A 12,514-nucleotide genomic window follows, 5' to 3' on the forward strand; every position below is an offset into this window, starting at 1 on the left:
CTCAGAATTTGAACAGTTCCAGCGGTGTCGAGCCGAGCACGCGCTCGATGTCGGCGGGATTTTTCACCCACGATTCGACTTCGCGCCGCATGCGCGGAATGTCGATATAGGACTCGTGCCGCGTGTGCGGCCAGTCGCTGCCCCAGACCAGACGGTCGGCGCCCAGATGTTCCAGAAGCAGTTGTGCGGCCGCTGGCGCGTGCCCGAAACCGCGTCCGTCGGAGCCGTTGCGGTAAGCGCCCGATAATTTGACCCACAAAAGCCTGCTCGCCCCGTGCGTCAGCATGCGTCTGAAGCCCGGATCGTCGGCACCGAGATCGTCGTCGATACGTCCGAAGTGATCGACGACCACGCGCACGCCCGCCTCGATGAGCGGATCGACCAGACGATCCAGATCGCGCGCCTCGCGATGAATCTCCACTTGCCACCCTCGGCGCTTGAGCGACGCCAGCAGAGCGGGCCACGCGCCCCGGTCGAAGTCGGGAATGGACAGACTGTCGAGGTTCAGACGAATGCCGACGACGCCGTCTTTCTGAAGCGCATCCAGTTCTTCTTCCGACACTTCGGGCTCGACCACGGCGATGCCACGCAGACGTTCCGGGTGCTGGCGCAGCACTTCGCACATATAGCTGTTGTCGGTGCCCAGAAAGCTTGGTTGCACCAGCACCGCGTGCGTGATGCCGAAACGGTTCATCCGCTCGATGTAGTCATCAATGGTGGCGTCGTACTCCGGCACGTAGCGCCGAACAGGCGCCAGTTTGAGGCCACGCACAAATACGTGGATATGCGTATCGACCACATTCATCGCGTTTGTCTCCTCCGTGGACGGCTTAGAAGCGCGCCCTGTCATTTCGCGTGGGCCGAAACCAACGGCCGTCCAAAAAACGAGTGCGTAGAGACCATCTTAGTTGACTACTCAACTCGGGTCAATTGAGAAGTTGACTAGTCAGAACGAGCACTTGGCGCGGTAGATGCTTGGCGATCACGCGGAACGCCTCCGACTTCATGGCATACTTCAAGTCATGCGCGCGCCGAGTGTCCCTCTTTACGTCCAAATCCAGAACTTCATCCGAGGGGGCATTGCCAATGGCCGCTTCCGGGATGGCGATCGTCTGCCATCGGAGCCGGAACTGGCGCAGCGGTTTGCGACCACGCGTTCGACGGTCGCCAAGGCCTTGCAGCAACTCGCTTTCGAAGGCGTGATCTCGCGGCGCATCGGCAGCGGTACGTATGTCGGCAGCGGCCGGCGCGAAGATCGCGTCGATACCAACGAGTTCGCCTCGTACGAGCAGCACGTGCTGGCCAGCGGGGAAAGGCTCGAATACGAACTGCTCTCCTTCAAGCCCATGACGGCTTCGGCAGAGGTGGAGCAACGGCTGGAACTGCCCGCAGGCGCCGATGTCTACCAGCTCGAACGGCTGCGTCTGGTCGAAGGCGCGCCGACCGCCATCGAAGTGCGCTTTCTGCCCGGACCCATCGCGCAGCGGATCGAGGAAGAGCAACTGCGTACCCTCACCGTGCAGGACATTCTGCGCGATCGGCTGGGGCTGAAGATCAGCCGCATCGAGAACTCGGTGAGCGCGGCGATCGCCACGGATCGCTTCGCCAGTCTGTTGCATGTGCGCCGGGGCGACCCATTGCTCGTGCGCGAACACACCATCTTCGCGGCGCAGAATCGGCCCCTGCTGTTTGGCAGGGCGATCTACGGCGGCGACTTCAAAATCCACTACGCGCTGCATTCGACAGACCGGACCTGAACGGTCATTCCGGCTTCGCACGAATGTTTCCGTACACATCGAAACCGATGTGACGCAGTTCGCGTAAACGCTCGATATTCTTGTTTTGACATGACTACATCGTTGGACTAGGATTCAACCTGAGTAGTCAACTTGATGAGCTTGATGACAGCCGTTTCCTGCGATGCAACCGGTCCAGTCTCCAGGCGATTCACGTGAAGCCCCGGCCTTCCCAGGCACAGGCAAAAGACAAAAATATGGAGACGACATGTTGATCAGCCCAGCGCTAGCGACGAGCGAGCCGGTGTTCGCCGACGTGATCCGGAAGGTGTATCGCCGCATCATTCCAATCGTTTTTCTTGGCTACGTGATTGCCTTTCTCGACCGCACGATCCTCAGCTTCGTGTCGCTCGAAATGAATCAGGACTTGCAACTGTCGCCGACGCGCTATGCCTTCGGCGCGGGACTCTTCTTTCTGAGCTATATCTGTCTGGAAATCCCGAGCAATGTGATTCTCGAACGGGTCGGCGCGCGGCTTTGGATTGCGCGCATCATGATTACGTGGGGCATCGTCACCGCCGCGACTGCGTTCATCGTCGGACCGAAGAGTTTCTATCTCATGCGCTTTCTGCTCGGCATGTCGGAAGCCGGGTTCTTTCCGGGCATTTTGTTGTACATGACCTACTGGTTTCCGTCCGATCATCGCGCCAAGACCACCGCGCTGTTCACCATGGCGTTGCCGGTCTCCGTGGTCATCGGCGGCCCGCTCAGTTCGGCGATGCTGGCGCTCGGCAATATCGGCGGCATGGCGCCGTGGCGCTGGACGTTCATCATCGCGGGCGTTCCCGCTGTTCTGCTCGGCCTGTACATCTGGATCACCATGTCCAGCAAGCCCGAGCATGCCAAATGGCTGAGCGATGACGAAAAACACCTGCTGCTGGAACGTCTGCGCGCCGAGGAGCATCCCAACGATCAGCGCCACACGCATTCCTTCCGCGCCGCGATGAAAGACCGCCGCGTGCTGCTGCTCGCGGTGCTGCATCTCTTCTGGGCCATGGGCCTGTACAGCGCGGCGTTGTGGCTGCCGCAGGTCGTCAAGAAGCTCGGGCTGAGCAACGGGCAGGTCGGATGGGCGATCGCCATTCCGGCCGTGCTGGGCGCAATCGCCATGTTCGCGTGGGCCGCGCATTCGGACCGCACGAAACATCGCCGGCGGCATGCGGTGATCGCGAATATCATGGGCGCGCTGGGGCTTTTCGGCAGCGCGCTGCTCACCGATCCGGTGCTGGCCATGGCCTCGATTACCGTGGGCATGATCGGCATTTACTGTTACTCCGCCGTTTTCTATCCCATTCCGCAGACGATCCTGCGCGGCACCAGCGCGGCTTCCGGCATTGCGTTCATCACGGGCTTCTCGAATCTGGCGGGCTTTCTCGGGACGTACATGGTCGGCTGGCTCAACGAGCGCTTCGGCAATTTCACGTATGCGCTGTTGGCGCTCGGCGCCTCGCTCCTGATTTCGGCCTTTCTGCTCGGATTCGTGCCGCACGAAACGTCCCTCGAAGAAGCGCGTACATGACCCGTGATCTGCCACAGGCGGCGCTCGCCACCTTGCCCTTCGAGCCCACGCATATCGTCGTCGGCGCAGGTTCGGCAGGATGCGTGTTGGCGAGCCGCCTCTCCGAAGACCCCGCGAACCGCGTGCTGCTGCTGGAGGCGGGCGCCGATCATCCACCCGATCGGGTTCCGTTCGACATCGCCAATACTTACGCCGGATTCGCGTTCAATAACTCGGGCTATTTTTGGCCCGAACTGAAGCGAACAAGCGCGAGCGGCGGCGCGGTGCGCTACGAGCAAGCGCGCGTGATGGGCGGCGGCTCCAGTATCAACGGTCAGGTCGCGCTGCGCGGCGCACCGCGCGATTTCGACGCGTGGGAGCAACTGGGCGCGGCGGGCTGGAACTGGCCGAACGTGCTTCCGTACTTCCGCAAGCTCGAAAGCGACCGGAACTTCAGCGGCCCGCTGCATGGCAAAGACGGTCCGATACCGATCGATCGCATCGACATGGATCACTGGGATCCGTTCACGTGCGCGGTGACGCGTGCGTGGCTCGATCAGGGTTACCCGCTGCGCGCGGACATGAACGGCACCTTCGAGGAAGGCTTCGCGCAGATTCCCCTAGCCAACGACGGCAAGCGGCGCGTATCGACGGCAGTCGGCTATCTGGGCGCGGAAGTGCGTCGACGTCCTAACTTAGCGATCTGGACCGATGCGCAAGTGCGGCACATCGTGATGGCGGGCAAACGGGCAGCGGCGCTCGATGTCGAAGGGCGAGGCCGGCTGACGTTGCCCGCGAGCAGTGTGCTGATCCTGTGCGCGGGCGCGCTTCATACGCCCTGGCTGCTGTTGCGCGCAGGCGTTGGCGGTATCGATCATCTGCGCGAGCATGGCGTCGCGCCGGTTCTGGACCTGCCGGGCGTGGGCCGGAATCTGCAGGATCATCCGTCCATTTCGCTCTCGGCGTATTTGCCAGCGGCCGTGCGCAGTCGTCCGATCCTCCGGCATAACTATGTGAACCTGATCTACTCGTCGAAGCTCGATCCGTGTCCGGCGAGCGACATGGTCATGATGGTCGTGGTGAAATCGGCGTGGCACGCGGTCGGGCAACGCCTCGGCACATTGAGCGCTTATGTCGGCAAAACCTTTTCCACGGGCACGGTCCGGTTGTCCGCGAAAGACTCCGGCGACAGCCCCGCGGTGGACTTCAACTGGCTTGGCGATGAACGCGATCTGCAGCGCATGGTGGACTCGTTCCGGTACATGGCCGCGCTGCTGGCGACCGGCGATGTGCCGCGCGTCGCGCTCGATCCATTCACGGTCGGCTTTTCCGACAAGATCAAAAAGCTCGGGAAGATCAACGCGTCCAATCGCATCAAGACGGAGATTGCGGCGCGCATCATGGATTCGTCGGCGTGGGCGCGGCGGCAGATCATCAGCCGCTTCGTCACCGGTGGCGTCACTATCGAAGACCTGTTGCGCGACGAGCGCGCACTGAGCACGTATGTTCGCCGCGCGGTCACCGGAATCTGGCATCCATGCGGGACTTGCCGGATGGGCCGGCCCGATGACCGCAACGCCGTCACCGACCATCGCGGCATGGTGTTGGGCAGCGAAAATCTTTATGTCGCGGATGCGTCCGTGATGCCCGAGATTCCCACGACCAATCTGAACATTCCGACCATCATGGTGGCCGAGCGTATTGCGGACTTGATGAAGTCGCGCGCTGGCATCGCCGAAATCAAGACCGTCGTTCATGGAGAGATGAAATGAGTTCGTCGCGCAACGGTGCGAATGCTTCGGATAGCGAAACGTCGAGCGCTTCCGGTTCCGGGCTGACACGAGCAGAAGCGCCGCCGGTCAAACGCATGCTGATCGGTGGCGAATGGGCTACGGCGGCGTCGGGCAAGACCTTCGATACGCTCAACCCCGCTACCGGCGAAGTGCTCGCCAAGCTACAGGAAGGCGATGCCGAGGATATCGACCGCGCCGTGTGCGCGGCCCGCGATGCCTTCGAAGGCGCGTGGTCGCGTGTCAAACCGTTCGAGCGGCAAGCCTTGCTGCTCAAACTCGCTGAACTCATCGACCTTCATTTCGATGAGCTTGCCATGCTCGACACGCTCGACATGGGCGTGCCGATCTCTCGTGTTCGCGGTTATCGCCGTCGCGCGATCGGTATGCTGCGCTTCTATGCCGGGCAAGCAACGATGATCAACGGCGACACCGTTGAAAATTCGTTTCCGGGCGAATATTTCACGTATATCGCCAAAGAGCCCGTGGGCGTGGTGGGCGCCATCATTCCCTGGAACTCGCCGCTGACCGCCACGATCTGGAAGCTCGGCCCCGTGCTCGCGACCGGTTGCACGCTGGTGCTCAAGCCTGCCGAAGATGCATCGCTCACGCCGCTGCGCATTGCCGAACTGTGTCTCGAAGCGGGCATTCCTGCGGGCGTCATCAACGTCGTGACGGGCTACGGCGCGCGTGCAGGCGATGCACTCGCGCGCCATGCCGGCGTCGACAAGATCGCCTTTACCGGGTCGTTGCCGACCGCGCAGAAGATCATCGAGGCATCGGCAAGCAACATCAAGCGCGTATCGCTCGAACTGGGCGGGAAATCGCCCGACATCGTATTCGCCGATGCCGATCTCGATCAGGCGGTGCAAGGCGCTTCCATGTCCGTCTTCGGCAATTCGGGGCAGGTGTGCAGTGCAGGCACGCGCCTCTTTGTCGAGCAATCCGTCTACGAGGAATTCACCGCGCGCGTGGCCGCGTTCGGCAAGGCGCTCAAGGTCGGTGCGGGCGTCGATCCGGCAACGCAAATCGGCCCACTGGTTTCAAGACGGCAATTCGAGCGCGTCTCGGCTTATCTGGATGCCGGTAGAAACGAGGGCGCCAGCGTGTTGTCCGGCGGAGATCGCTTGCGAGGCGAAGCCTTCGAGGGTGGCTACTACGTCGCGCCGACAGTGTTCGGCGATGTGAACGACAGCATGCGCATTGCGAAAGAAGAGATCTTCGGACCGGTCATTTCAGCCATTCCCTTCACCGATCTGAACGAAGTGATTCGACGTGCGAACGATACACCCTTTGGTCTGGGCAGCGGAGTATGGACGCGCGATGTCGGCCGCGCTCACGCTCTGGCGAAGAAACTACGCTCTGGAACGGTCTGGGTGAATTGTTATGGCGAGATGGACCCGGCCATGCCGTTCGGCGGCTACAAGAGCAGCGGGTACGGGCGCGAGAGCAGCGTGCATCACATCGACGAGTATCTCAATCTCAAGGCTGTCTGGCTCAAGACGTCCTAACACAGTGCGATTCAAACAATCTTCTTTGATGGGCTACATGACATGAGTGATACAAAAAAAACCCTGCGGCGTATTGTCGATGAGCGGCGTGGGCTGGTCGTCCCCGGCGCGTTCAACGCCATGAGCGCGAGCTGCATCGTCAATGCAGGTTTCGAGGCCGTCTATATTACCGGCGCAGGCGTGACGAACATGAACCTCGGATTGCCCGATCTCTCGTTCATGGGATTGCACGAGATCGCAGAGAACACGCAGCGGATTCGCGATGTCGTCGATGTACCCGTGATCGTGGATATGGACACGGGCTTTGGCAATCCGGTCAACACGTATCACACGGTACAACGACTCGAACGCGCAGGCGCCGATGCCTTGCAGATGGAGGATCAGGTATTCCCTAAGAAATGCGGCCACTTCAATGGAAAAGGCGTGATCGAGACGAGCGAGATGCTGTCGAAGATCAAGGCTGCGGTCGATGCGCGCAAGGACGATAACCTGCTCATCATCGGGCGAACTGATTCGGCCGCCGTCGAAGGCTTCGAAGCCGCGGTCGAACGCGCGCAAATGTATGGCGAAGCGGGCGCGGACATTCTTTTTGTCGAGGCCGTCGAAGCAGAGGTCGATATCCGGCGCCTTCCGAAGCTGCTCGACAAGCCGCTTCTGATCAACATCGTCATCGGCGGAAAAACACCGGCGCTTACTGCGAAGGAATTCGGCGCAATGGGATTCTCGCTGGTGCTGTACGCCAACGCTGCCTTGCAGGGAGCGGTGACCGGCATGAACCGCGCGCTGGATGTACTGAAGCACGATGGCATTCTCACGGAAGACAAAAACATCGTGACGCCATTCCTCGAACGCCAGCGCCTTGTCAATAAGCCCTTTTACGACGAGCTGGAAGAGCGCTATCGGTGAAGCGCTAAACATCGTTCAGGATTCGATGCGGCTTTAGGCTCGCCCACATCAAATAGCATGACTAAATAAGTAAATTCAGGAGACGACGTGAAAAACAAGATCGCTCATACAGTGAGAATGGCTCTGATGGCCGCCGCGATAGTGCAAATTTCAGGCGAGGCTTGCGCGCAGAGCAGCGTCACGCTATACGGGATTATCGATACCGGCATCGGTTATCAAAGCAGCGCCGGTACACTCGGTTCCAACTCGGGCGGCCGCTCGAAAGTCAGCGTCATCAATGGCGTTGCTTTCGGTAACCGGTTCGGCTTTCGTGGCGTCGAAGACCTCGGCGGCGGCACCAAGACGATCTTCACGCTCGAATCGGGCTTCAACAGTGCAACCGGCGCGCAACAATACAGCGGCGCGATGTTCGGCCGGCAAGCGTTCGTCGGCTTGACCAATGCGGCATACGGCACCTTCACCGTGGGGCGGCAATACACCGCTTACTATTTCTTCGTGGGACCGTATGGACCGACGGCATGGATCACGGGCTTCTATGGCGCCCACCCGGGCGACCTCGATTCGATGGACCTCGTCTATCGCGCCAATAACTCACTCCAGTACATCTCACCGAGTTTCGGCGGCTTTTCCTTCGGCGGCTCCTATTCATTGGGCGGCGTTCCGGGCAGCTTCAACCGAGGTTCGACATGGAGCGCGGGCGCGCAGTACGTGAACAGCTTCTTTGCCATTGGGGCGGGCTTTCAGCGCATCAATAACTCGACGTTAGGCGGTGGCGCGTGGGGCGCCGATTCGACCACGACGAGCGGCGGTCAGCCCGGTATATCGTCGCTGAACAATGGATACCAGACCAATCAGGCGCAACAGCGCGTGGCCGTGACGAGCAATATCAAGTTTCTGCCGAACTGGGATTTGGGCTTGAGCTATTCGAACGTGCAGTACATACCGGGCGTCAATTCCGCCTTTCGTGACACGGCAATCTTCAATACGGGCGGTATCGTTCTGCACTGGCGCCCTTTGACGCCGGTCGATGTGGCTGCGGGCTACAGTTATACGAGAGCGACTCAGGCGAACGGAATCACGAGCAACGCGCAGTACCAGCAATTCAATCTGGCGCAGTTCTATAGTCTTAGCAAGCGCACTGAGTTTTACGCGCTCGAAGTCTATCAGCGTGCCAACGGAAAGACACTCGGCACGAGCGGCGCGGGCAATATCATCAATGCGACGCCGACCATCGGCGACGGGCTCAACAGCGCGCCTTCGACGTCGCGCAGCCAGATTGCGATCGGGATCGGCGTGGCGCATCGTTTTTGATCGACAATGCATCTGATTCATGAATGAGATATCGACAGGAGAGGCTGTGCAAATCAGTTCATCGATCGAGAGCGGAGACACGCTATTGGCGCCTATTTTGCGCAAGATTTACTGGCGCATCATTCCCATCGTGTTTCTTGGCTTTGTCATTTCCTTTCTCGACCGGACGCTGTTGAGCTTCGTTTCGCTGCGCATGAATGAAGATCTTCACCTGTCGCCAACAGGCTATGCATTCGGCGCAGGCTTGTTCTTTCTGAGTTACGTTTCGCTGGAGATACCGAGCAATATTCTGCTTGAGCGCTATGGCGCGCGCCGTTGGCTGGCTCGAATCATGATTACGTGGGGCATCGTCACCATGGCAAGCGCCTTTATCGCCGGTGAGACGAGCTTCTATGTCATGCGTTTTTTACTCGGTTTGGCCGAGGCGGGGTTCTTCCCGGGCATTCTGTTGTATATGACGTATTGGTTTCCGTCGGATCATCGGGCGAAGACAACGGCGCTCTTCACCATGGCGCTGCCGATCTCGGTCGTGATCGGCGGCCCCTTGGCATCGGTGATGTTGTCGATCGGCGATATGGGCGGTTTGGCACCGTGGCGCTGGACGTTCATCATCGGTGGGATTCCGGCGGTGCTGCTCGGTATCGTGACGTGGTGCACGATGTCGAGTACGCCCGCCAGCGCAAGCTGGCTGACCGCCGAGGAGAAAGCCTTGCTGCTCGAAAGGCTTCGTGCGGAAGAGCATCCCGATGATCGGCGGCATTCGCGTTCTCTGCGGGCGGCGTTGCAGGACCGGCGTGTCATCCTGCTTGCGCTGCTGCATTTCTTTTGGGCAATCGGTCTTTACAGCGCCGCGCTGTGGCTTCCTCAGGTGGTCGGCAAGCTGGGTTTGCCGAGCGACGAGGTTGGCTGGGCGATGGCGGTGCCCGCGTTGTTGGGCGCGGGAGCCATGTTGGCGTGGGGCGCCCATTCGGACCGTACCCGGCATAGACGGCGACATGCCATGATCGCCAACTTGGTCGGCGCGGCGGGATTGGTTGGAAGCGCGTTGTTCAGACAACCTGTGCTTTCGATGCTATCGATCACGATAGGCATGGTGGGCATTTATTGTTATTCGGCGGTGTTTTATCCCATTCCTCAGGCGATCTTGCGTGGGCCGGGTGCGGCGTCGGGAATTGCTTTTATTACGGCGTTTTCGAATCTGGCGGGGTTTGCCGGAACTTATATGGTGGGATGGCTTAACCTTCACTTTGGCAATTTCACTTATGCGCTTTTGGCGCTTGCGACTTCTTTATTGATTTCGACTGTGTTGCTGGGGTTTGTGCCGCACGAGGTGGCGTTGGAGGAAGCTCGGGTTAGATGATTTACGGTGTGGCTTTTTCTTGCAAGGGGCTGCTGTTGTTTGGGCTTTTATTGCAGTAGCCGCCTCCCCGGCGGGGGGGTAACTTTCTTTGCTGCTGCAAAGAAAGTCACCAAAGAAAGCAGCTTTTTACCCCATGCACGCTGGCTGGAGAGGGTTGGTCTGGATTAACGGATGCAGTGGCCGCAATAGAACTATGAACGCATAACTTGCCGCTTAGGCAACCTGGCGATTACGCGCTCGAATAACGAACGCTTAGTGGACCGCATTCATACTTTCGGCCATGCGCTACGCGCGCCGAGAACCGAAGAACGGAATCCCGCAGCGAATTAGTGCCCAGCCACATCGAGCCACATCGCACCCATCCCATTGGGCCTTACCTCGATTGGTGCTCCATGAAAAAAGGAAACAACAACGTGACACTTAATGCCTGAATAGCGGGTCAGTGAGTTTGTCTTATCTGGCCATGTGCTTTTAGCCGGAAGCACGAATCGAGGTAGGGCCGAATAGCAATCTTGCGGTGCGGCTTGAGGTGGCTGGGCACCTATACGCTGCGGGATTCCGTTCTTAGAAGCTGTTGCAAAATTAAATATCGGGTCTGTTAACTTTTCTGATTTGATGTTAACTTCCTGTCTTGTTTTGCCTGACAGGAAACAATGCCTAAAGAACTTATAGACGACCAATTGTGGTCGCTCATCGAACCGCTTCTGCCCAGGCAGGCGCCGCGCAATCGCCAGTACGCGGGCCGCAAGCCGACGCCAGACCGAGCAGTGCTGACTGGCATTGTGTTCGTGCTGCGCTCGGGCATTGCCTGGAATCTGTTGCCGCAGGAAATGGGTTGCGGCTCAGGAACAGCTTGCTGGCGACGGCTCGTCGCATGGCAGAAGGCCGGTGTCTGGCAGCGTATCCACGAGACGTTGCTGGCCGAACTGCGCCGCCGCGGCGAAATCGATTTAACGCGTGCCATCGTCGACAGCTCGTCAATTCGCGCCATGCTGGCGGGAAAAAAACTGGCCCGAATCCCACGGACCGGCGCAAGCTCGGCAGCAAGCACCACCTCATCGTCGACGCGCAAGGCATCCCGCTCGCGGTCATCCTGACCGGCGCAAACCGCAACGACATTACGCAGCTCGATGCACTGGTCCAGGCCATTCCACCTATCCGCGGCAAAAGGGGCCGTCCCCTGCGCAAGCCGCACATCGTTCAGGGCGACCGGGGCTACAGTTCCGAGCCGCATCGGCAACGCTTGCGTGAACGTGGCATCACGCCAGTGCTCGCAAAAATCGGCTCGCCCCATGGCAGCGGACTTGGCAAAACACGTTGGCAAGTCGAGCGCTCGATTGCGTGGCTCCACTCGTTTCGACGCCTGAAGATTCGCTATGAACGTTATGCTCATGTTCACGAGGCTTTCCTCGCGTTAGCTTGCGCTTTGATTTGCTGGACGCGCCTTAAATCTTGCTTTAATTAATTTCGCAACAGCTTCTTAGGTTCTCGGCGCGCGAAGCGCATGGCCGAAGGAATGAATGCGGTCCACTTAGACTAGAGAGTTGGAGCGCGTAATCGTCAGGTTGCCTAAGCGACTCGTTATGCGTGGCAAGTCCTATTGCGGCCACTGCATCGTTTAATCCAGACCAACCCTTTCCAGCCATCGTGCATGGGGTAAAAAGCTGCTTTCTTTGGTGACTTTCTTTGCAGCAGCAAAGAAAGTTACCCCCCCGCCGGGGAGGCGGCTACTGAATAAACAGCACAAACAAGAGAAGCCCGTTGCAAGAAAGAACAACAAAATCCAAACGCCCCCATCTAAAACTACTGCACCTTCCCATCTTCCCGCTTCGCATCTTCCATCGCTTCCGGCTCCAACTCTTCCGCCGACCGGTTCAAGTGAACGAACACCCCCCAACAAGCCAGCAACAAACCTGTCGAAGCAATCAACCCACTCGCATACCAGAGTTGCGACGGATCCTGATGCAACGCCTTGAAAGTCGCCACAAGGCCTTCGATTGCAAGCGCCACGACCACCACCACCAGAAACCGCGACACAAACCGCCGTACGCGCGTCGGTGCGCTTACGTCAGCCTCGCGGATGACCTCTTCTTCCACGATGGTTTCAGCGATCTGCATGGCAACCACAGCGCCGGCCAGCACGCCCAGCGCCTCGATAATCGTCAGCGCGCTCGCTTCATCCCAATGTCCCACGAACGCAGTCGACCCAATACGCGCCGCAATGCCAATCAACATCAAGGCCGCGCACGTGAAAAGAACAGCCATCAACGCATGGATGATGGTAAAGAATCGCAGCAGTGACTTCATCGTGGGTCCTCGTTATTTGCAGGTGATGATACACG

General features: G+C 59.3%; 10 protein-coding genes. 8 read left to right on the top strand and 2 right to left on the bottom strand.

From position 1 onward, the window contains the following. Position 1: 1 nt before the first annotated feature. Positions 2-805: an amidohydrolase family protein gene (locus tag ACZCWR_RS35185; protein WP_487306887.1), complete on the bottom strand. Its 804-nt coding sequence runs from the start codon at positions 803-805 to the stop codon at positions 2-4. A 217-nt stretch (positions 806-1,022) separates the two neighbouring features. On the opposite strand from ACZCWR_RS35185, the gene ACZCWR_RS35190 reads away from it, so the two are divergent. The 8 genes from ACZCWR_RS35190 (at position 1,023) to ACZCWR_RS35225 (ending at position 11,637) form a co-directional block, all read left to right on the top strand. Next, on the top strand, positions 1,023-1,757 hold the full coding sequence (locus ACZCWR_RS35190) for a GntR family transcriptional regulator (RefSeq protein WP_487306888.1): 735 nt from the start codon (positions 1,023-1,025) through the stop codon (positions 1,755-1,757). A gap of 247 nt (positions 1,758-2,004) precedes the next feature. Beyond that, positions 2,005-3,315, top strand: coding sequence for an MFS transporter (locus ACZCWR_RS35195; protein WP_487306889.1), 1,311 nt, complete (start codon positions 2,005-2,007; stop codon positions 3,313-3,315). After that, on the top strand, positions 3,312-5,066 hold the full coding sequence (locus tag ACZCWR_RS35200; protein ID WP_487306890.1) for a GMC family oxidoreductase: 1,755 nt from the start codon (positions 3,312-3,314) through the stop codon (positions 5,064-5,066). Before ACZCWR_RS35195 ends, ACZCWR_RS35200 begins: the two co-directional genes overlap by 4 nt. 95 nt (positions 5,067-5,161) lie before the next feature. Further along, entirely contained in the window at positions 5,162-6,595 is a 1,434-nt protein-coding gene (locus ACZCWR_RS35205) for an aldehyde dehydrogenase family protein (protein WP_487307105.1), read from the top strand. Positions 6,596-6,637: 42 nt separating this feature from the next. Then, the gene (locus ACZCWR_RS35210) at positions 6,638-7,501 is read left to right on the top strand and encodes an isocitrate lyase/PEP mutase family protein (protein ID WP_487306891.1); all 864 of its coding nucleotides are present in this window, start codon (positions 6,638-6,640) and stop codon (positions 7,499-7,501) included. A gap of 126 nt (positions 7,502-7,627) precedes the next feature. After that, positions 7,628-8,812, top strand: a complete 1,185-nt coding sequence (locus ACZCWR_RS35215; protein WP_487306892.1) for a porin — start codon at positions 7,628-7,630, stop codon at positions 8,810-8,812. A gap of 46 nt (positions 8,813-8,858) precedes the next feature. Next, complete coding sequence (locus tag ACZCWR_RS35220; RefSeq protein ID WP_487306893.1) at positions 8,859-10,172, top strand: MFS transporter; 1,314 nt, start codon at positions 8,859-8,861, stop codon at positions 10,170-10,172. 653 nt (positions 10,173-10,825) lie between these two features. Further along, positions 10,826-11,637 (top strand): IS5 family transposase gene (locus tag ACZCWR_RS35225; protein ID WP_487306894.1). Its coding sequence is split into 2 segments (ribosomal slippage): positions 10,826-11,165 and positions 11,165-11,637, totalling 813 coding nucleotides; the frame shifts between segments, so codons are not numbered across the junction. A 338-nt stretch (positions 11,638-11,975) separates the two neighbouring features. On the opposite strand, the gene ACZCWR_RS35230 is transcribed toward ACZCWR_RS35225, so the two are convergent. After that, positions 11,976-12,479, bottom strand: coding sequence for a hypothetical protein (locus tag ACZCWR_RS35230; protein WP_487306895.1), 504 nt, complete (start codon positions 12,477-12,479; stop codon positions 11,976-11,978). Between the last annotated feature and the right edge of the window lie 35 nt (positions 12,480-12,514).

The organism is Caballeronia sp. A2-2, from assembly GCF_057612605.2.

Excerpts from the sequence above, each read along its gene's own strand:
- ACZCWR_RS35185 (WP_487306887.1), bottom strand. The coding sequence starts at position 805 with ATGAATGTGGTCGATACGCATATCCACGTATTTGTGCGTGGCCTCAAA.
- ACZCWR_RS35190 (WP_487306888.1), top strand. The coding sequence starts at position 1,023 with ATGCGCGCGCCGAGTGTCCCTCTTTACGTCCAAATCCAGAACTTCATC.
- ACZCWR_RS35195 (WP_487306889.1), top strand. The coding sequence starts at position 2,005 with ATGTTGATCAGCCCAGCGCTAGCGACGAGCGAGCCGGTGTTCGCCGAC.
- ACZCWR_RS35200 (WP_487306890.1), top strand. The coding sequence starts at position 3,312 with ATGACCCGTGATCTGCCACAGGCGGCGCTCGCCACCTTGCCCTTCGAG.
- ACZCWR_RS35205 (WP_487307105.1), top strand. The coding sequence starts at position 5,162 with ATGCTGATCGGTGGCGAATGGGCTACGGCGGCGTCGGGCAAGACCTTC.
- ACZCWR_RS35210 (WP_487306891.1), top strand. The coding sequence starts at position 6,638 with ATGAGTGATACAAAAAAAACCCTGCGGCGTATTGTCGATGAGCGGCGT.
- ACZCWR_RS35215 (WP_487306892.1), top strand. The coding sequence starts at position 7,628 with ATGGCCGCCGCGATAGTGCAAATTTCAGGCGAGGCTTGCGCGCAGAGC.
- ACZCWR_RS35230 (WP_487306895.1), bottom strand. The coding sequence starts at position 12,479 with ATGAAGTCACTGCTGCGATTCTTTACCATCATCCATGCGTTGATGGCT.